This is a genomic window from Sporosarcina sp. P29 (assembly GCF_002743265.1).
Taxonomy (GTDB): Bacteria; Bacillota; Bacilli; order Bacillales_A; family Planococcaceae; genus Sporosarcina.
In genome coordinates this window covers 87,715-106,490 of the sequence record NZ_PDYX01000006.1, presented here as the reverse complement: position 1 = coordinate 106,490, position 18,776 = coordinate 87,715, and the positions used below count along the sequence as shown (strand labels likewise).

20 protein-coding genes and 1 pseudogene are annotated in these 18,776 nt (G+C 39.4%); 16 read left to right on the top strand and 5 right to left on the bottom strand.

Translation table 11 applies throughout. The features are described 5' to 3' along the window. Positions 1–17: 17 nt before the first annotated feature. Positions 18–1,376: a sensor histidine kinase gene (locus CSV68_RS07465; RefSeq protein ID WP_099661813.1), complete on the bottom strand. Its 1,359-nt coding sequence runs from the start codon at positions 1,374–1,376 to the stop codon at positions 18–20. 225 nt (positions 1,377–1,601) lie between these two features. On the opposite strand from CSV68_RS07465, the gene CSV68_RS07460 reads away from it, so the two are divergent. From CSV68_RS07460 to CSV68_RS17520, 3 genes are all read left to right on the top strand, one after another. Beyond that, positions 1,602–2,162: a YdhK family protein gene (locus CSV68_RS07460; protein ID WP_099633374.1), complete on the top strand. Its 561-nt coding sequence runs from the start codon at positions 1,602–1,604 to the stop codon at positions 2,160–2,162. 143 nt (positions 2,163–2,305) lie between these two features. Continuing rightward, the gene (locus tag CSV68_RS07455; protein WP_099633375.1) at positions 2,306–2,848 is read left to right on the top strand and encodes a CueP family metal-binding protein; all 543 of its coding nucleotides are present in this window, start codon (positions 2,306–2,308) and stop codon (positions 2,846–2,848) included. 304 nt (positions 2,849–3,152) lie between these two features. Continuing rightward, a complete protein-coding gene (locus tag CSV68_RS17520; RefSeq protein ID WP_099661812.1) occupies positions 3,153–3,680 on the top strand; it encodes a GNAT family N-acetyltransferase in 528 nt (175 codons plus the stop codon). Positions 3,681–3,747: 67 nt separating this feature from the next. Here CSV68_RS17520 and CSV68_RS07445 read toward each other — a convergent pair whose 3' ends face one another. Further along, entirely contained in the window at positions 3,748–5,460 is a 1,713-nt protein-coding gene (locus CSV68_RS07445; protein WP_099661811.1) for an ABC transporter ATP-binding protein, read from the bottom strand. Between the two features lie 210 nt (positions 5,461–5,670). Between CSV68_RS07445 and CSV68_RS17400 the strand changes: the two are divergent. The 4 genes and pseudogenes from CSV68_RS17400 to CSV68_RS07425 form a co-directional block, all read left to right on the top strand. Then, positions 5,671–5,781: pseudogene (locus tag CSV68_RS17400) on the top strand (VOC family protein); the annotation flags it as partial. 19 nt (positions 5,782–5,800) lie between these two features. After that, positions 5,801–6,334 carry a dihydrofolate reductase family protein gene (locus CSV68_RS07435; RefSeq protein ID WP_099661810.1) on the top strand — a complete coding sequence of 178 codons (534 nt, stop codon included), beginning with the start codon at positions 5,801–5,803 and terminating at the stop codon, positions 6,332–6,334. A gap of 104 nt (positions 6,335–6,438) precedes the next feature. Then, positions 6,439–6,864, top strand: a complete 426-nt coding sequence (locus tag CSV68_RS07430) for a hypothetical protein (RefSeq protein ID WP_099661809.1) — start codon at positions 6,439–6,441, stop codon at positions 6,862–6,864. Positions 6,865–7,030: 166 nt separating this feature from the next. Then, positions 7,031–7,627 carry a CPBP family intramembrane glutamic endopeptidase gene (locus CSV68_RS07425; RefSeq protein ID WP_099661808.1) on the top strand — a complete coding sequence of 199 codons (597 nt, stop codon included), beginning with the start codon at positions 7,031–7,033 and terminating at the stop codon, positions 7,625–7,627. A gap of 196 nt (positions 7,628–7,823) precedes the next feature. Here the strand turns inward: CSV68_RS07425 and CSV68_RS07420 are convergent, their stop codons facing one another. Continuing rightward, positions 7,824–8,216, bottom strand: a complete 393-nt coding sequence (locus tag CSV68_RS07420) for a DUF1259 domain-containing protein (protein ID WP_099633381.1) — start codon at positions 8,214–8,216, stop codon at positions 7,824–7,826. A 422-nt stretch (positions 8,217–8,638) separates the two neighbouring features. Between CSV68_RS07420 and CSV68_RS07415 the strand changes: the two genes are divergently transcribed. The 6 genes from CSV68_RS07415 (at position 8,639) to CSV68_RS07390 (ending at position 14,553) form a co-directional block, all read left to right on the top strand. Next, entirely contained in the window at positions 8,639–9,598 is a 960-nt protein-coding gene (locus tag CSV68_RS07415) for an urea transporter (protein ID WP_099633382.1), read from the top strand. A gap of 101 nt (positions 9,599–9,699) precedes the next feature. Continuing rightward, on the top strand, positions 9,700–11,280 hold the full coding sequence (locus CSV68_RS07410; RefSeq protein ID WP_233192882.1) for an ABC transporter substrate-binding protein: 1,581 nt from the start codon (positions 9,700–9,702) through the stop codon (positions 11,278–11,280). Next, on the top strand, positions 11,270–12,238 hold the full coding sequence (locus tag CSV68_RS07405) for an ABC transporter permease (RefSeq protein WP_099661807.1): 969 nt from the start codon (positions 11,270–11,272) through the stop codon (positions 12,236–12,238). The genes CSV68_RS07410 and CSV68_RS07405 overlap by 11 nt, the downstream gene beginning before the upstream one ends. After that, complete coding sequence (locus CSV68_RS07400) at positions 12,239–13,051, top strand: ABC transporter permease (RefSeq protein ID WP_099661806.1); 813 nt, start codon at positions 12,239–12,241, stop codon at positions 13,049–13,051. Next, on the top strand, positions 13,044–13,793 hold the full coding sequence (locus tag CSV68_RS07395) for an ATP-binding cassette domain-containing protein (protein WP_099661805.1): 750 nt from the start codon (positions 13,044–13,046) through the stop codon (positions 13,791–13,793). The genes CSV68_RS07400 and CSV68_RS07395 overlap by 8 nt, the downstream gene beginning before the upstream one ends. A gap of 13 nt (positions 13,794–13,806) precedes the next feature. Further along, a complete protein-coding gene (locus tag CSV68_RS07390; RefSeq protein ID WP_099661804.1) occupies positions 13,807–14,553 on the top strand; it encodes an ABC transporter ATP-binding protein in 747 nt (248 codons plus the stop codon). 197 nt (positions 14,554–14,750) lie between these two features. On the opposite strand, the gene CSV68_RS07385 is transcribed toward CSV68_RS07390, so the two are convergent. Both CSV68_RS07385 and CSV68_RS07380 read right to left on the bottom strand, forming a co-directional pair. Then, positions 14,751–15,581, bottom strand: a complete 831-nt coding sequence (locus CSV68_RS07385; protein ID WP_099661803.1) for an aldo/keto reductase — start codon at positions 15,579–15,581, stop codon at positions 14,751–14,753. 50 nt (positions 15,582–15,631) lie between these two features. Further along, complete coding sequence (locus CSV68_RS07380; RefSeq protein ID WP_099661802.1) at positions 15,632–16,843, bottom strand: MFS transporter; 1,212 nt, start codon at positions 16,841–16,843, stop codon at positions 15,632–15,634. A gap of 176 nt (positions 16,844–17,019) precedes the next feature. Here CSV68_RS07380 and CSV68_RS07375 point away from each other — a divergent pair, with 176 nt between their 5' ends. From CSV68_RS07375 to CSV68_RS07365, 3 genes are all read left to right on the top strand, one after another. Next, complete coding sequence (locus CSV68_RS07375; RefSeq protein WP_483315670.1) at positions 17,020–17,379, top strand: winged helix-turn-helix transcriptional regulator; 360 nt, start codon at positions 17,020–17,022, stop codon at positions 17,377–17,379. A 39-nt stretch (positions 17,380–17,418) separates the two neighbouring features. Beyond that, positions 17,419–18,066 (top strand): O-methyltransferase, encoded by a 648-nt coding sequence (locus tag CSV68_RS07370; protein WP_099661801.1) that lies wholly within the window; start codon positions 17,419–17,421, stop codon positions 18,064–18,066. 214 nt (positions 18,067–18,280) lie between these two features. Next, on the top strand, positions 18,281–18,754 hold the full coding sequence (locus CSV68_RS07365; protein ID WP_099661800.1) for an RrF2 family transcriptional regulator: 474 nt from the start codon (positions 18,281–18,283) through the stop codon (positions 18,752–18,754). Positions 18,755–18,776: the final 22 nt, after the last annotated feature.

Here is an 18,776-nt window from a genome sequence, read left to right as displayed (position 1 = left end):
TGCATCATCTACTTTCATTATAATCGTACCGTAAAGATACTACCTTTTTCTAATTCGCTTTCTACCTCGATCGTGCCACCGTGCGCTTCTGTTAATTCCTTCACCGTCGCCAAACCAAGACCAGCACCGCCAAATGAACGGGAACGCGATTTCTCGACACGGTAGAGCTTTTCAAATATTTGTTGCTGATTTTCAACTGCAATGCCGCATCCGCTATCTTCCACTTGTAAAATGCTATGCTTTTTATCTTGAAACGCACGAACGATTACGGTACTGCCAGTTTCAGAATAATGTAGCGCGTTGTCTAACAGATTAAGAATAATTTGTTCAAGACGCATTCGATCTGCCACGATAGGAAAATCGCCAGCTTGTTCAATCAGAAGCGTAATTCCTTTCAAATCAAAAGATGGTTGGACGAGCTGTACAATATCTCGGATGAACTCTTCAGCAGAGAATTCGGTTTTCGTCACAGTGAACGTCATTTCATCCATTTGCGCTAAATCCATCAAGTTTTTCACGAGTGTTTTTAAGCGCTCGGCTTCTTCTTCAATAATCGATAAGTAGTTGAACCGCTCTGTATCACTCAGTTCTGTGCGTTGAGCCACTTTGGCATAACCGATCAAGTACGTAAGGGGGGTTCCCATTTCGTGAGACACGGACGCTAGAAACTCTTTTCGTTCGCGTTTGACACGACTCAAGTCATTCGATAATTTCCGGATGGAAGCTGCGAGTTCTCCCAGCTCATCATTCGAAAGCTTCGGCAAGTCCACATCGTACAAACCTTCGCTCATCTGTTCCGTTGCTTCTTTCATTCGAATGAGTGGGCGTGTTAACCATTTAGATAGTAATAAGTAGACAACGAACAGAACGACAATGCTTCCACCACCTGCAAGTAGAAAATGTACATTGAGTTGATTGACAAGTTGTCGTATAGGAACCGTACTTTGCAGCATGACAAGATTCCCTGAAACACCTTTTGCTTCATACGGATGCACACTGACAAGATAAGGAGACTTCTCCCAATCAACGGGTAATATAGTATCTTCAGTCAGTAGCTTTTCATTTACTTGGGATACATATGGACCGAGAATACCTTCAGTATCCAGTGAATGCTGTACGATATTTCCTCTATCATCGAGAATCGCGACGTCTCGTTCACCACCGCTTTCCATAAGAATAATATGATGCAAAGTCGTTTCAGTATAATTATCCTCCAACACATTTCGATGATTGCTACCCGTTTTTAAGAGTCGATCTAGTTCTTCATCCACCCGGGCATGTGTGATCGTCTGATGTAAATAGACCATTAACAATGTATCCAAAATAAGAAATGAAATAATGAATGAAGCTGCTAACTTCGTTGAGATTTTATTCATAGCATGCGCTCCTTTTCCCTCTATCGAGCAGTATAAGATAAACGTATCGAAAATGTATGCAGAAAGCATCCATTAAGTGTGACTGGCCATCTTATAAAAAACGAGCAAAGCTTTGTACGTAAGCCTTATGGCAATTAAGGAGTTTGTTAGGAGTTTAGGGATTTAGCTTAAACTAAGAACAGAAATTGCTATACTAATATTAACTTAATGAAGGAGTGAAGACATATGAAAAAACAAGTACTTTCAATAAGTGCAGCGTTTGCTCTAGTGCTTGCTGGATGTGGAGCGGCGACGCCAACAGAGGAAGAGCCTGTTAAGAGTGAAGAAACTTCACACAATGATATGGAAGGGATGGACCATTCGAGCGACGGCAGTATTCCCGAAGGTTTAATGGAAGCGGAAAACCCGACATACCCGGTAGGATCTGAAGCTATTATTGAAACGGACCATATGGCAGGTATGAAGGGGGCTACTGCAACTATCGTTGGCGCATTTGATACAGTTGCCTATTCTATCAACTATACACCGACAGATGGCGGCGAGAAAGTGTTGGATCATAAATGGGTAGTTCATGAAGAACTAGAAGATCCGGCTCCAGCTCCTCTAGACAAAGGAACTGAAGTAACTGTACTCGCTGATCATATGGAAGGCATGGAAGGCGCGACAGCAGAAATTGAATCTGTAGAACAGACGACTGTCTATATGATCGATTATGCGTCAACAACTGATGGAGAAGAAGTACTAAATCACAAATGGGTTGTTGAAGACGAGCTATCAGAAAAGTAATGTTTCAATGATGGAGTTGCCTCGCGCAGCTCTTTTCATTGTATGTAAGTAAAGATCATATACACGTTTTATAAAAGGTCAAACATTTGTTACATAAGTTCTTCTAAACAGACACAAAAATAATTGGAATAGGTTGTGAGAAGATGAAAGGGAAATTAATGGCCATATTGCTACTAATCACCGCTTTGTCAGTTGGTTGCAGCAATGAAAATGCGAATAATGAAGTACAACCATCACCAAAACCACAAGAGACAGTAGATATTAAAAAATTAGTAAAAGACTATACGGTGAGAAATGCTGTAGCTGCGTCCGCTTCAATTACATCGTCTGAACTAATTGTGACAGATGATGATAAAAACGTGACGAAGTATGATCTTCCTGAAGATGAATTTTTTGTCTCGATTGCTCCATTCGTTAACACTACACACCCTTGTGATGTCCATAGTCTAACAGGCTGTCAAGGTGAACTCGTTGAGGAAGAATTCGATGTGCATATAGAAGATTCTGAAGGAAATGTAATTCTCGATGACGTCAAAACAACTGAAGCTAATGGATTTATCGACTTGTGGCTTCCACGTGATGACACATTCACGGTAACGATTAAACAAGATGCGAGAGAAACTGTATCTGAAATTACTACATTCGAAGGGGACAATACGTGCATTACGACTATGCGTTTGGAGTGATTTCTAAGATAGTCGTTGGTAACGAATTCGCTTTATCTCCATATGTATAAGTACCTGTGCTTTAATCATTCATGAGTGTTTTAGACATTCACGTTTGATTACGGCACAGGTATTTTTATAAAGATTTCTAATTATCAAGTCTATTCATGAGCGTTATCCATTTATAGATAATTAACAGAATATTGTCGAAATATGCACTAAAAACGATTGTAAAATTATATTGAATGTACTATCTTTATAGTAAGTTAATGTTAGTTGTTTTACATTACCATAAAGTATTCATAACTCAGGGAGGTTGGTTTTGATGAACAAAGTCGAAGAGAATTATTTAAATGACGGTTATAAGAAATATGTAGGGTCAGATCTAGACATTTTTTATTCAATAAAAAAATGTGAACATGCAGGAGTTTGCGCTCGTGGAAACGCGGAAGTGTTTAATCCGAAACGCAGACCGTGGATTTTGCCCGATAACGGAGAAGCCAATCAAGTGATGAAGGTCATTGATGCATGTCCATCGGGAGCATTGGGTTATATTAAAAAAGAGGACTCGGAGAAAGTTACGTTTTTAAAAGGGGAAAATCGCTTTTATTTAGAAAATGACGAAGGTCAATTAATTGCTGAGATTACTTTTACTACGCCTAATCCCGCAATCTTTATTATTGATCATACATTCGTTGATCCTTCATTAAGAGGAAAAGGTATTGCTCAATCATTGGTAAAAGAAGTGGTGACTAAAGCACGTGCTGAAGATAGGAAGATTCTACCTTTGTGTCCATTCGCTAAGCTAGAATTTGAACGAAAAGAAGAATATGCTGACGTTTGGAAACGTTAATTAAATGTAAATAAAATACCTGTGACGCAAACTTGTATGTTTGCGTCACAGGTATTTTCCTATTTACTTATACTTGGTTAGCTTGATGCAATTGAGCGAATGTACCTTTTTGACGTACTAAATTTTCATACGTTCCTTGCTCTTCAATACCGTCTTCCGTCATCACGATGACTTGGTCGGCATTGCGAATCGTGGTGAGGCGATGCGCGATAATGAGTGTGGTGCGATTAACGGATAATTCCTCTAGTGATTGTTGAATAATGCGCTCTGTTTCTGTATCAAGTGCGGAAGTCGCTTCATCTAGAATAAGAATCGGTGGATTTTTCAAGAACATCCGAGCGATGGCCAGGCGTTGCTTTTGACCACCTGATAGTTTTAATCCACGTTCCCCAATTTGTGTGTCATAACCATTCGGCATGCTATTGATCAAATCGGTAAGATGGGCTTTTTCTGCCGCTTTAAATACTTCATCGTCTGTTGCATCCAGTTTACCGTACGCAATATTATCTCGAATCGTTCCTGTAAATAAGAACACGTCTTGCTGAACGATTCCAATTTGACTGCGTAATGATTTCTGCGTCATTTCTCGAATATCTAATCCGTCAATTGAAATAGACCCTTCATTGACTTCATAAAAACGAGGAATGAGTGAACAAATAGTCGTCTTTCCAGCACCTGACGGACCGACGAACGCAACAGTTTGTCCAGCGTGAATCGTTAAGTCGATATTGCGTAAGACGGGTCGCTCAGCGTCGTAACCAAATGTCACGTCATGAAGTGTTATATCTCCGCGTAACTGATCAACGACTTTTGCGTTCTTCACATCTTTTATCTCTGGCTCTTGGTTAATTAATGCGCGGAAACGACTGAAACCCGCCATACCTTTTGGATACAATTCCAGCAAAGCACTAATTTTATCAATAGGTTTAATTAAAATATTGCTAAATAAAATAAAACTGACTAGTTCACCATATGTTAATTTATCATTTACTGTGAACCAGGCACCGACTATTAAAATGACGAGTGTGACGAGGCGAGTGAGCATATACATTGAAGACGTAGCCCACGCCATAACTTTATACGCTTTTAGTTTAGCTAAGCGGAACTGATCATTGTCTTCCTGAAAACGACGTAATTCAAAGTTTTCATTCGTAAATGATTTCACTACGCGTGAACCCGAAACAGAATCTTCAACCCGCCCGTTGACATCCGCAATATTTTGATACATCTTATGCCATGCTGCATTCATCTTCTTATTCGAGAAGGAGACGACTACTGCGAGCAGCGGTACCATCACGATGGCGATTAAAGCGAGTTCAGGATTGATCGTATACATGATTCCGAATGCACCTAGAATAGTCATGATCGCTATGAAAGCATCTTCTGGTCCATGGTGAGCCAATTCACCGATATCGAATAAATCGGTCGTGATGCGCGTCATAATATGGCCGGTTTTTGTATTGTCAAAAAATCGGAATGATTGCTTCTGCACATGTTCGAACAATTCACGACGCATATCGGTTTCGATATTAATTCCGAGTTTATGTCCTAAATAACTCACAATATAATGAAGGAACGTACTCACTAAATAGACGAGCAATAGTAAGAAACTCACGGTGATAATTCGGTTCCAATCTCCTGACGGCAGGAGTCCGTCGATAAACCACTGAACAGCGAGAGGGAATGCTAGTTCAAGAAGTGCTACGAAAATGGCGCTAAAAAAATCGATCAAAAACAAGCGCCGATGTGGCTTGTAGTAGGAGAAAAATTGTGTAATCATGAAGTAATTCCTTTCCGTTGATATATTAGTAGTATAAGAGAAGACGGAAAGAAAATCACCTAAGACGTGTATTAATAAAGGTGAAATATATAATAGAAGGAATTTCACAAGCAGTTATACGTACTGTCAATCCTTTCTGTTATGTGGATATACGTGCTTGTCTTGGGTCTAGTTTTAAACATAATAGTATAAACAAGCGTACGGCTACCAAAAGGTATAGGAAAGTTTAGTGAAATACAGCAATATGAAGAAAGTTATAAGCTATGCTACGTTCGTGGTCCAGAGGGGATTATTTTAGAGCTGGCGGAGAAAATCAGATAAATTTAGTAGGAGGATTAGTATGAAAAAACAAAGAAAGTTAGTATTATTTATTGCTCAGAGTTTAGATGGTTATATCGCAACAAAAGATGACTCACTTGATTGGTTATTTCAAGTGGAGGGGGAAGGAGATAATGGCTATTCGGAGTTTTTCGAAACGATAGATACAATCTTAATGGGAAAGAGGACATATGATTGGATTATGGAACAAGAAAAAGGTCAATATCCTTATTCAACTAAAAATAGTTATGTTTTTTCAAGATCGTCCGTAACGGATACAAATGACGTTACATTTATAAAAGGAGATATTGTGGGATTTACAAATAATTTAAAAAAAGAAGAAGGAAAAGATATCTGGATAGTTGGTGGTGGAGATATACTACATACATTTTTAAAGGAAAAGTTAGTCGATGAACTGATCATAACCGTTGCACCAACAATCATCGGAGAGGGAATTCCTTTATTTAAACCAGCCGATTATGCACTCGATCTATCCCTAAAAGGCACTAGACCTTTCAATCAGTTTGTTGAATTGCATTACACAGTAATTAAATGATTACAAACTTCACTGTTACCGGAAACCCGTTCAGTAATTGGCGCGCTTAACGTGGAGAACAACGGGGTGTACTTTACTTGATTTGGAGAAGTTGGGGGGATTCTATGAAAGTAAAAGCAAGTCTAATTATATTGTTCATATTGACAACCCTATTTGTAATTACGACATGTGTATTTTATAATAAAAAATCTGTTTATGAAGCAGGAATGGAAAACGGCATTCAAGATATGCTAAGGGATAGTGCGCTCTTTTTTGAAAATGAAGGGTACGAAAAAGAGTATGTATCACCATTATATACACTGTATGGATATGCGGAAGTGCAATATAACTATATGCGTATGACAACAGATTCTGAAATGTACACGGTAGCACGTATTGTGAAGGAATTTGTTGATCCTGATTTATATGCACAATTATCAGCTGAACAAAAGTCGAAAACAGCACAATATTTACGTCAACTGGCCAATGATGAATCGGTCGACTTTGAAAAAGAATTATTACCGTTTTTGAACGAGTTGTCAGTAGAGTAGTAAAATTATTGCTTTATGATAAATAAACTATATGAACTATGAAGACTGTTTTAATAATTAAACCGTTTTCGTCCAGTAATAGAGCTATTTTGTTTTGCTGAAAAAGTAGTGATGGGTATTTACACTATTCTAGTTTTATTAAAGTCATCTAGAGAGGACGTCATATATGGATCATGTGAAGAACAGTTTAGAAAATAAAAAGCCTGCGTTCAAAATGAAAGATGCAATTTCTATGTTTTCTTTGTTTACATTCATTTGTTTTGCTGTTATCTTTGCATTTGTGATTTTCGATGTACTCGCAATTCAAAACGTACTTTCCTTTGACAAACCTATAGAATCTATAATGATTGCGCTGGTTTCTTCTGTTGCTTTATTAATATTCGGGGTCGTCTTAGCCTTTGCTATTCCTTCACATTATATTGATGATACCAATAAAACCTATCAAGACCATTCATTGACAAGTATTATTACTTTCATGTTTATAGCTGCATTGTTTGAAGAGACGTTATTTAGAGGTATTATTCAAAACCTACTTTACATAAGTACAAATGTCCAAGGGATTGCGATTGTATTAACAACTTTATTGTTTTTGATCATCCATATCCAGTACTTTAAAAAGCCTATGATGTTAGTAACGATCTGTATCCCAAGTCTAGTTTTGGGTTGGATATATTTTAAGACAAACAATATTTTAGTTCCGGTTTTTGTTCATTTTATTATGAATACCGGGATGACCATTTTATTCAAATACAAAATACTGTGATGTCTAGAGTAGGTTTTTTAGTCAGAGAACTATATAGGTGCCGAAAGTTTTCAGTGTGTCTGATTTCAAGAATACGATTCTTCATTTGGTTGATTATAGACGGTCAGCAGTCTTATCTACAGTAACTTTGTAAATATTAGCAGATTTCGTATTCTAGGAAATCGAAGAAGAGTAACATCATATAAAAGTTCTTATGTTAATGCTTCAAGACACTAAACGCTTCTGCGAATTTTCTGGCGAAAGAAAGTGGTGGCTCAACAGATTGGACATGAACATAGAGAATAGTTGGGTTAGTGAAAACCCAATGATTATGAATCGCGCTTACGATTAACCCGTTTCTAGTGAGAGCATAAATAAATCCGGGCAATTCTTCTTGAAGTACTACTACTTCTGCAAGATTGAGTGCATTTCCTTGAGCATCCAGTGATTCAAATGTCATTCCGGCTGGAAGCGCACTTTTACTTTCACGGCCTTGTATAGTCAAGTGAAAGTTTCTACCTATTTCTACAGTGCAGATACCTTTTTCTATTTTAGGCTTTCCGTTAACGATCTGGGCATATTGCTGGCAAAGATTCTGTAAGTATTCCATTTATAGACACCCCGCTTTCCCTTGAAATCTGTGAAGGACAGAAGAAGCATAGATTAAAAATCAATACTCGGGTCATTCCATCTACTATCACGTGTTTTGTACCATCATCTTTTTAAATCCTTATTCCCTTACACACTCTTACGTTATGGGCATGAACAGACAAATGAATCTTGTCCAAGAAATTTAAAGCATAATACGATTATGATGAGCAATAGCCGGAGACGTTCTATTTCATAAAATCATATGTTTTAGGAAGTATAGTTTATACACTCGCTCAGTTGAACGCGCAAAAAAGTGCATTGAATGTATAAGAACTTGACCATTGGCTATAAACTTGATAATCGGGTAATTAATTCACTTCATAACAATGCAATAACATTTGAATCAGCAGATTACTACAGTAAACGAAGTAGGTGAGGAATATGGGAGCGGAAAAAAGAGCTAATCAAAAGATGCAGATGATAAAAGAAGGAAGTTTCACGACTTTTCTTAAAGAATCCATTAAAGGAATATCTCAAATCATTTATATCGAAAATACGATAACTGGCCTTCTGATTTTATTAGCTATTACAGTATCGTCACTTTCATTAGGCATCATTGCCCTTTTATCCGCTATGATTGGTACGCTAGTTGCAAAAATAGGCGGCGCGGATCAAACATTGGTCAGTAAAGGTTTGATGAGTTATAACTCTGTGCTTACCGGATTAGTGCTACAAACATTTTTGACCGGACCTACTGCCTGGATCGTGGCATTGGTAGGAGCAGCGGTCACTGCGATATTTACAGCTACACTTATGTATTTCTTAGGCCGCCTCGGCATTCCAATCCTGACATTACCATTTATTTTATTCACTTGGTTTACATTGCTAGCATCCTATAAGCTTGATAGTATCAAGTTAAGTGATTCACTTTCTCCTCAGAGTTTAGCTAATTGGGAATTGCATATAGAAGGTAAAATCAATCTACTCCAAGCAACTTTCAATGGGATCGGTCAAATCTTCTTTCTCACAGATACTTTACCTGGTCTTTTATTATTCATTGCAGTATTTTGGGCTAGCAGGAAAATGGGCATATATGCGGTGATTGGTAATGTGGTGGCATGTGTTACAGCTCTTGCTTTAGCCGGAGAGCATACGCTGATCATGTTAGGTTTATATGGGTACAATGCTATTTTAACCATTCTAGCCGTAACGGTCGTGTATAACACGAAGGAAAATCGCTATGCACCTATTACAGGTGTGGTGGCGGCCTGTATTACAGTCCCGCTCATGGCGAGTGTTAGTATTTGGTTATTGCCGTTAGGACTGCCCGCATTGACGATGCCATTTGTATTGAGCACTTGGTTGATATTAGGCGCTAGAAAAGTTCTACCCAATTTGTAATTCGTCTATAATGGAAATTTAAACCGTTATACAGGACAAATGTAGACGAACATGAAATAATTGTGAAATGCAGAAAATATTACGCTATAAAGGAGAAATCAATGATTATATTTAATAAGAAGTTACTTGTACTTTTCATGGTACTTGTAGTAATTGTGGCAGGATGTACTAAAAAAGAGGATGTAAAAGAATCAACTCCGTCTAATGAGAATCGCCTCATTTATGCTTCTGAAGAAGAGTTCGAAGGGCTTAACCCGATCCTCGAAGAAACGAATCTAGATGCACTGTTGTTTCGTGGAATCATGCGATTTGATGAAAGTAATAAGGTAGTTACGGATATCGCAGATTCTTATGATGTGTCAGAGGACAAACTTACGTATACGTTTAAGCTAAAAGAAGGCATTACATTTCACGACGGGGAAGAACTTACAGCAGATGATGTAGTGTTCACGATTGAGAGTATTATGGATGATCAAAACGCGTCATTTTTGAAATCTGATTTTGAAGAAGTAGCATCTACTAAAACGCTGGATGACTATACCGTCGAAATTACATTAAAACAGCCATTCACACCGTTACTAGACAAGTTAACGGTACCGATTCTTCCGAAACATGCATTTGAAGGAGTCGATATGAGAACAGCTGACTTTAACAGCCATCCGATTGGTGCAGGGCCATATATGTTTGATAAATGGGATCGTGGCAATTCATTGACCTTACAAGCATATAGTGAATTTTTTGGAACAAAGCCTTCGATTGAAAAAGTAATATTTAAGTTTATTCCAGATAGTAATGTCCGTGCACTTCAGTTGAAGTCGGGCGAGGTGGATGTTGCATTGTTGGATCCTGTACAAGTTGAAAACTTAGAAAGGGAAGAGAACTTAACTATATACGATATAGAATCAGCGGATTATCGTGGCATTTTATTCAATATGAATTTGGACCTTTGGAAAGATGTCAATGTGCGTCGTGCATTTAGTTACGCAACCGATCGAGAGCAAATAGTAAAAGGCATATTAAAAGGACATGGTTCTGTTGCCTATTCACCATTGCAAAATCATGAGTTCAATAATGACCAAATTGAAAAGTACACATATAACTTAGAGAAAGCGAATGCGCTTTTAGATGAAGCGGGTTGGAAAGAAAATGAGGATGGTATTCGTTCTAAAAACGGAGAAAAACTATCATTTACGATTACTGCGCCTGCAAGTGATACTGTTCGAGTGAACATGGCAAATTATGTTGCCGAAGGATTTAAAGATATTGGTGCGGATGTAAAAGTAGCAGCGCTTGACTGGAGCGCGATTACGATAGAAGACGCAGATGCGTTTATGGTTGGATGGGGCAGTCCGTATGATGCAGATCATCATACACACCTATTATTCCATTCGGATGAATCGAGCATAAAGAGCTCCGGTTATAACTATGGTAGTTATTCAAATGAAAAAGTGGATGAACTGCTTGCGAAAGGACGTACAACAACGGATCCGGAAGAACGTAAAGCAATTTATATGCAGTTTCAAGAAGAACTTGCGAATGATCCGGCATTTGACTTTATTGCCTACGAAAATGCAGTGTATGGGATAAACAAAAATGTGAGTGGTGTGAAAGAACGAACGCTAGGTCATCATGGATCTGGTTTCCTCTGGAACGTCGAGGAGTGGAAGTGGAATGATCAGTAAATGGGTTGGGAAGCGAATGGTGATGGGGATTGTGGTCCTCTTCATCGTTAGCTTCCTCTCTTTTTTCATTATGCAAGCAGCGCCTGGAGATCCTGCTACTGCTTTCTATGGAGGCAATGCGCAGACGTTAACGGCAGCCGAAAAAGAACGCATTACCCGTGCATACGCATTAGACCGTCCAGTTGCCGAGCAATACGTTGCATGGCTAGGTGAGACAGTCAAAGGGAATTTAGGAACGTCCTCTAAAGAAGGCAGACCTGTTTCTGAGATCATCATGGAAAGGCTACCGAATACGTTGCTGTTATTTAGCGTAACGATGTTTTTCATTGTCATAGGTTCCATCTGGTTAGGCACAGTGGCGGGTATGAGGGCAGGTTCTATTTGGGATAAAGGACTTTCCACATTTAGTATCGCGACGTCCTCCATACCTGCCTTTTGGCTTGGTATTTTGTTCATCTACTTCTTTGCTGTAACTCTAGGGGTTCTTCCTTCTTCTGGATCTAGCGATGTAGATGGGAATGGCGGTGTTGTAGATAAAGTCCGTCACCTTATTATGCCCGCTAGCGTGCTCATTGTGACCCATGTGGGAATTTACGCTCGTTTTCTACAAGAAAGTATTAAGATAGAAAACTGTCAATACTATGTGAAAGTTGCACGCGCAAATGGAGTTACGGAGAGGTCTATTCGAAAGGGGATAGTGCGCAACGCGTCCATTCCTTATTTGAATTACATCGCTATAACCATTCCTTCGTTCTTTGGTGGATCAATTATTGTGGAATCATTATTTGCTTGGGCTGGAATAGGGCAATTGACGGTCAAGGCAGTCGCAACAAAGGATTTCCCTTTATTAATGGGCAGCATTATGGTGACGGGTGTTTTAGTCGTCGTGACACTATTTATTGTCGATCTCATTATGTACGCTATCGATCCAAAGTTGCGCAAAGGGGGCGTTCGCTAAATGAAGTCACGGAAAACACTTTGGTTTTGGTGTTGCCTTCTTGGATTGATTGTCTTTTTAACGGTGTTTTCAAGCCTACTTGCCCCATTTAGTCCAAATGAAATGAATATGGAAGAAGTATATAGTGCACCGAATAGTGAGCATTGGTTAGGAACGGATCATTTAGGCAGAGATGTTCTATCACGTTTACTAGAAGGTGGGAAAGTAACGCTAGCTGTAGCAAGTAGTTCGGTTATTTTGTCACTCGTCATTGGAGTTGTCTATGGCGGGATTAGTGGCTATTTCGGCGGAGTGATCGATACCGTTATGATGCGGTTGTTGGAAGCACTCATTACCATTCCTTCCCTAATTATTATTTTGGTGTTTCAAGCAATCATTCAAGGCGGGATGTGGGGCATGGCACTACTCATTGGATTGACGGGGTGGCTTGTCACCGCAAGGATTGTGCGTTCCGAATTCATTCGGCTCAAAGAAGAAGAATTTGTTAAAATGGCCAATATGTTCGGTACGCCTGTTCGGAAAATACTTTGGGGTCATTTGCTGCAAAACAGCATTCCCGCTATTTTTGTCGTAACGCTATTTAATTTTGCTGGCGCGATATTTATGGAAGTATCACTTAGTTTTCTCGGCATCGGAATACCTCCAGCGATACCTTCTTGGGGGAATATGTTGTACTACGCGCAAAATGATATTTTAATTGGTGCTTGGTGGATTGCATTATTTCCAGGCATTCTGATTTTCTTGACCATTCTCGCTATCAATTTTATTGGAGAGGCGTGGAAGAATCCAGAGAGGAGGCGTGTCAATGATTGAAGTAAGAGATCTATCTATTAAAATACAAAATCAGCATATTACGAAGCACGTCGATTTCACAATAAGGCGCGGTAAAATCACGTCGCTGATTGGTGAAAGTGGTAGCGGAAAGAGCATGACAGTATCCGCCCTGCTTGGCTTGTTGCCTATAGACGCAAAAGTAAGCGGATATGTCATGTACGAAGGTCGAAACATATTGGATGCGTCTGTTCAGGAGATGGCAAGCCTAAGAAGACAAGATATTTTCACTATATTCCAAGACGCCTCGAACAGTTTTAATCCTTCCGTGAAGCTGGGGCGTCAACTGTATACATTTTCGGGAGAACGTGTCGGGGATACGTTAGATGTATTCAATGAGAAAATGCATGTAATTTTAGACCAGTTGGGCCTAGCTTGGGAAGTTGTCGAGCAATATCCTTTTCAATTATCCGGTGGAATGTTGCAAAGATGTATGATTGCGTGCGCATTTTACCTGGAACCTGCTTTACTCATTGCGGACGAGCCCACATCGGCACTCGATATGGTGCTTCAAAAAGAATTCATTCAGTTGCTAATTCGTCTGAATGAAGAACGAGGTACGACGATTCTCCTCATTACTCATGACCTCGACATCGTTGCTGAAGCCGCTCATGAAATGGCGGTTATGCAGCAAGGAACCATAGTAGAAACGGGGACAGTGGAAACAGTTTTCTTGAATCCTCATCATGCCTATACGAAGCGATTATTGGAGAGTAGATTTTAGGAGTGGACGGCAGATGTTAGAAGTATCAAATGTTTCGAAAAGTTATTTCAGTGGAAGTCAGACGAAAAAGGCGTTAAATGGGGTTGACATGACTGTAAGTAAAGGAGAAGTTGTGGGGTTAGTAGGAGAGAGTGGTTGTGGAAAGAGTACGCTCTCTCGTGTCGTGATGCAACTTGAATCTGCAGACGATGGCTCAATTGCATTCAACGGTCAACTAGTTACACGAAAAAACCGAAAGTCATTTTATCAATCGAGCCAATTAATTTTTCAAAACGCATCAGCAGCGCTTAATCCTTCATGGACGGTGCGCGAAATATTACTAGAACCTCTCCGCGCGATGAAAGGAGATCGTGAAGCGCATATTCGACGAATGCTTGAAAGAGTAAAATTATCGGAAACGTATTTACGTAGATATCCTTCAGAATTGAGTGGCGGTGAGCAGCAACGCGTCAACTTGCTTCGCTCACTGTTAGTTGAACCTGAACTGCTCATTTGTGATGAAATCGTATCCAATTTGGATCGATTGATTCAAAGAGAAATCATTGACCTGCTTCTTGAGCTGAATCGAGAAATGGATATGTCGATTTTATTCATTGCGCATGACTTACAAGCAGTCATGTATGCATGTGATCGAATTTATGTTATGAAGGATGGCCGAATGGTAGATGAAAGTGTGAAAAAGGATGGAGTATTTCACTTTTCCCATACGTATGCAAGGCAACTATTTGATTCTGTTCTTGGTAGTCGAATGAAGAATTAAAATACTTTTGACAAACCATCATGCTTGATTACTTATTTCTAGACTTTACACGATAAAAAAACCTCCTTACCTTACGTAGGGAGGTTTTGTCGTTTAGTTGCAGAATCGGATTTCCAATGGAAGTTATGATGCTCCCTAATGCTCGGATAATTTATGAATACTGTACGAACCGCAATTCGGACAGTATTCATTTTTGATTATGAGAAATCGAAGTTGTCAGGATCTGGTCCGATTCGCTGATCTTGATTTAATTTATTGATTTGTTCCATATCCTCTGAAGTGAGTTCGAAGTTAAACACATCCGCATTTTCAGCAATGCGATGGGCTTTCGTTGATTTTGGAATTGAGACTACACCATTTTGTAAATCCCAACGCAAAATTACTTGGGCTACGGATTTGTTGTAGCGGTCTGCGATTTCTTGTAATTCAGCATTCTCTAGTAGCTCACCTTGCATTAGTGGTGACCACGCTTCCATCTGGATGTCGTGCTTTTGGCAAAATGCCTGTACTTCTTTTTGGGATAAACGAGGATGGTACTCGACTTGATTGATCATTGGCTTGATTTTTGCATCTTTCATTAATTCTTCTAAATGATGCGGCTGAAAATTACTTACGCCAATCGCTTTAGCTTTTCCTTCTTCGTACAAGGTTTCCAATGCGCGCCACGCTTCTTTGAATTGTCCTTCTACAGGCCAGTGAATAAGGTATAGATCCAAGTAGTCAAGACCGAGTTTAGTAATACTCTCGTCAAAAGCTACAAGTGTTTTTTCATATCCTAGTTCGCTATTCCATACCTTAGACGTGATGAATAATTCTTTCCGATCCACTTGTGCTTCTTTTATACCTTTACCTACGCTGCTTTCATTACCGTAAATCGCGGCTGTATCGATACTACGATAGCCGTGCTCAATTGCCGTTTTCACTACGTTTACGAGCTCTGTACCTTCTTCCACTTTAAACACACCAAGACCAAGCCAAGGCATTTCTACCCCGTTAGATAGTGTAGTTGTAGATTGTAAGTTTTTCATATAATTTCTTCCTCCTTCATAGTGTTGGATAATCGTGCGTCATGCTTTTATTACATCACCTCCTCCATTGAATGTACCGTTACATTGTCTCTGCGCTCCAGCAAACGGCTAATGCCCGTTAAGACGGCTGCGAACATCACCATACTTGCTCCAATCCAAGGTGTATGAATAATACCAATCGAATCCGTAACGACTCCACCGAGATACGCACCAATGGCTATCCCCGCATTAAAGGCAGCAATATTTATAGCGGAGGCTACGTCGACTGCACTCGGCACGAATCGCTCCGCTAAGATGACGACATATATTTGAAGTCCTGGAACATTCATAAAAGCAAATATACCCATCAGTATAATAGTTATTAACCCCGCCACTTTAAATGGTGCAGTGAATGTTAATACGAATAAAATGATGGCTTGTGCGATAAACATATAGAACAGAGCATTTATCGGATTTTTATTGGACAGTTTTCCACCAATCATATTTCCTATCGCAATTGCGATCCCATAGACTAGCAAGATGATTACAATCGTGCTTTGCTTAAATCCGGTCACTTCAAGCAGTAAAGGAGATAAGTAGGTGAACACGACGAACGTTCCGCCATAACCTAGGGCAGTAATAGCGAACACTATTAGTAAACGACTATTCGTCAGGAGTTTCGCTTGATCTTTCAATGTAGTTGGTGCGCTCTGTCGTAAATTTGACGGAACTAGGAGGCTGTTTGAAATAAGCCCAATCACACCTATAATCACAATTAAAACAAAAGCAGCACGCCATCCTACCTGTTGACCGATGAATGTACCAAAAGGAACGCCTGTAATTGTAGCAACTGTTAATCCCGTAAACATGATGGAGATAGCACTTGCTCTACGATTTTCTGGCACTAAATCCGCTGCGATTGTAGCACCAATAGACATGAACACACCGTGTGAAAATGCGGATATGATTCGTGCAAACAGTAATACGCTTAGACTTGTTGCGGCCGCGGCTATACTGTTTCCGACAATAAATATGACCATGATCCAGATTAAGACGGACTTTCTAGGTAACCTAGAAGTTAAACTAGTGAGGATTGGAGCCCCGATCATCACCCCTACAGCATATAAGGAAATAGTTAATCCGGCTAGTGAAACAGAAATATCTAAATCTTGAGCGATGAGTGGTAATAATCCGACACTCACAAATTCGGTAGTACCTATCGCAAATGCACTGATAGCTAATGCAAGCAATGCAAATGTACTGCGTTTTTTATCAATTGACATCTTCTCACGTTCCTCCTACTAATAAGTTGCGTGCAATATTCATGGCATCAATACGTTTGATGTAGTGAAGTGTACCTGCAAATGTTAGTATGAAGTATAGAAATCTAAAAGAGAAGTACGCACTTTAAAGTAATGTAGGCACCTTTTAGTACCTATCAATAGTGGAGGCGATAGAAATGAGCAAAATATATAATATTAGTGTGGAAGCAACATTGGAAGTAATAGGTGGTAAGTGGAAGTGTGTAATACTTTGTCATTTGACACATGGTAGAAAGCGGACGAGTGAATTAAAACGATTGATGCCGAATATTACACAAAAGATGTTAACTCAACAATTACGTGAATTAGAGGCGGACGGTGTGATTAATAGAATTGTCTATAATCAAGTGCCGCCTAAAGTAGAGTATGAATTGAGTGAATACGGCCAAAGTTTAGAAGCTATTTTAAGCTCGCTATGTGCATGGGGAGATATGCATATTACAAAAGTGTATGGCGATAAATCCAAAGTGCTTGCGGAAAGTGTGTTAAATGAATAATGGAGGATTTAATTTACTAGTTGGAGGGGAAGTTATTTAATGAAAAACATTAACCAATATATTGACCAAACTTTTGTTGCAACTGATCAAATTCTCGATCGTGTGTTATTCTCCATACAAGAAAATGGTATGCGTTCGATCTCGGTTTCTCCAGCGTCAGGCAAAGCATTAACGATGCTCGTTTCGATGACGGGCGCAAAAAATGTTCTTGAAATAGGTGCACTTGGCGGATATAGCGGTATTTGTCTTGCGAGAGGATTTGGCGATGAAGGACATTTGACTTCGCTAGAATTAGAGGAGTCATTTGCGACGTTAGCGAAATCTAATTTAACGAAGGCAGGATTTGGTGAACAAGTGACGTATAAAACTGGACCTGCTGTAGATAGCTTAGAAGCGTTAAAAGCGGAAGGGAAAACGTTCGATTTCTTTTTCATTGACGCGGATAAGGAGAGTTACCGAAACTATTTAGACGGTTGTTTAGAGCTAGCTGAGCCGAATGCGGTAATTGTAGCTGATAATGTATTGGCGGGCGGTTCGGTAGCGGACTCGTCCATCCTAGGCAAGCAATACTCGCAGAATATGAGGAAGTTCAATGAATACACAGCACAGCATCCTCGGTTGACGTCCATATTGTTGCCGATTGGTGATGGATTGACAGTATCGCAAGTTAAATCAGTACGCTCATAGTACTAAAAGACATAGCTAGCAAGCAGACGGTATTTTACCATCTGCTTGCTAGCTTTTTAATTGATACTATAGATTGTAAACACTCTTTATAAGGAGCGAAGTTGAAAACTATACTTAGTTAAAATCCTGTGTTATTATAAAGAGGATAATGATTATCCATGATGGTAAAGTTGGAATTGTCAATTAAAAAAGAGTGAGAAAAGGTGATGATGTAATGCAGATGAAAACCGGAGTGGAACAATCTTTATATGCCATTCTTATCCTGAACATGCTACCGGATCGTGCGGTATTACCAGGGGAAGCTATTAGTCAACAACTTCACGCATCGCCTACGTATACCCAAAAAATCTTACGGAAATTAGTCAGCGCGGATTTAATCACTTCTGTTCCTGGAGTGAAAGGTGGATTTAAGTTAACTAGAAAGCCTGAAGAGATTCGTGTCTACGATATATATTTAGCGATCGAAGGCAAACAGTCACTCTATACTCCAAGTGGTGTTTTTCATGACATGCTTAATTTAGAAGAAGATAGTGACTGCGCATTAACCGCTTTAATGGCGGAGGCGGAGAATTCGTGGAAATCGATTCTAAAACGCGAAACGGTTGCGTCACTTTATGAAGAAATAAATACAGAATATAATCCGAAAGTACAAGCACTGCAAGAATGGCTAAAAGAAAAAATGGTGTAAGTGTCAGTAGGATGGCTAGTTA

Excerpts from the sequence above, each read along its gene's own strand:
- CSV68_RS07465 (WP_099661813.1), bottom strand. The coding sequence starts at position 1,376 with ATGAATAAAATCTCAACGAAGTTAGCAGCTTCATTCATTATTTCATTT.
- CSV68_RS07460 (WP_099633374.1), top strand. The coding sequence starts at position 1,602 with ATGAAAAAACAAGTACTTTCAATAAGTGCAGCGTTTGCTCTAGTGCTT.
- CSV68_RS07455 (WP_099633375.1), top strand. The coding sequence starts at position 2,306 with ATGAAAGGGAAATTAATGGCCATATTGCTACTAATCACCGCTTTGTCA.
- CSV68_RS17520 (WP_099661812.1), top strand. The coding sequence starts at position 3,153 with ATGAACAAAGTCGAAGAGAATTATTTAAATGACGGTTATAAGAAATAT.
- CSV68_RS07445 (WP_099661811.1), bottom strand. The coding sequence starts at position 5,460 with ATGATTACACAATTTTTCTCCTACTACAAGCCACATCGGCGCTTGTTT.
- CSV68_RS07435 (WP_099661810.1), top strand. The coding sequence starts at position 5,801 with ATGAAAAAACAAAGAAAGTTAGTATTATTTATTGCTCAGAGTTTAGAT.
- CSV68_RS07430 (WP_099661809.1), top strand. The coding sequence starts at position 6,439 with ATGAAAGTAAAAGCAAGTCTAATTATATTGTTCATATTGACAACCCTA.
- CSV68_RS07425 (WP_099661808.1), top strand. The coding sequence starts at position 7,031 with ATGGATCATGTGAAGAACAGTTTAGAAAATAAAAAGCCTGCGTTCAAA.
- CSV68_RS07420 (WP_099633381.1), bottom strand. The coding sequence starts at position 8,216 with ATGGAATACTTACAGAATCTTTGCCAGCAATATGCCCAGATCGTTAAC.
- CSV68_RS07415 (WP_099633382.1), top strand. The coding sequence starts at position 8,639 with ATGGGAGCGGAAAAAAGAGCTAATCAAAAGATGCAGATGATAAAAGAA.
- CSV68_RS07410 (WP_233192882.1), top strand. The coding sequence starts at position 9,700 with ATGATTATATTTAATAAGAAGTTACTTGTACTTTTCATGGTACTTGTA.
- CSV68_RS07405 (WP_099661807.1), top strand. The coding sequence starts at position 11,270 with ATGATCAGTAAATGGGTTGGGAAGCGAATGGTGATGGGGATTGTGGTC.
- CSV68_RS07400 (WP_099661806.1), top strand. The coding sequence starts at position 12,239 with ATGAAGTCACGGAAAACACTTTGGTTTTGGTGTTGCCTTCTTGGATTG.
- CSV68_RS07395 (WP_099661805.1), top strand. The coding sequence starts at position 13,044 with ATGATTGAAGTAAGAGATCTATCTATTAAAATACAAAATCAGCATATT.
- CSV68_RS07390 (WP_099661804.1), top strand. The coding sequence starts at position 13,807 with ATGTTAGAAGTATCAAATGTTTCGAAAAGTTATTTCAGTGGAAGTCAG.
- CSV68_RS07385 (WP_099661803.1), bottom strand. The coding sequence starts at position 15,581 with ATGAAAAACTTACAATCTACAACTACACTATCTAACGGGGTAGAAATG.
- CSV68_RS07380 (WP_099661802.1), bottom strand. The coding sequence starts at position 16,843 with ATGTCAATTGATAAAAAACGCAGTACATTTGCATTGCTTGCATTAGCT.
- CSV68_RS07375 (WP_483315670.1), top strand. The coding sequence starts at position 17,020 with ATGAGCAAAATATATAATATTAGTGTGGAAGCAACATTGGAAGTAATA.
- CSV68_RS07370 (WP_099661801.1), top strand. The coding sequence starts at position 17,419 with ATGAAAAACATTAACCAATATATTGACCAAACTTTTGTTGCAACTGAT.
- CSV68_RS07365 (WP_099661800.1), top strand. The coding sequence starts at position 18,281 with ATGCAGATGAAAACCGGAGTGGAACAATCTTTATATGCCATTCTTATC.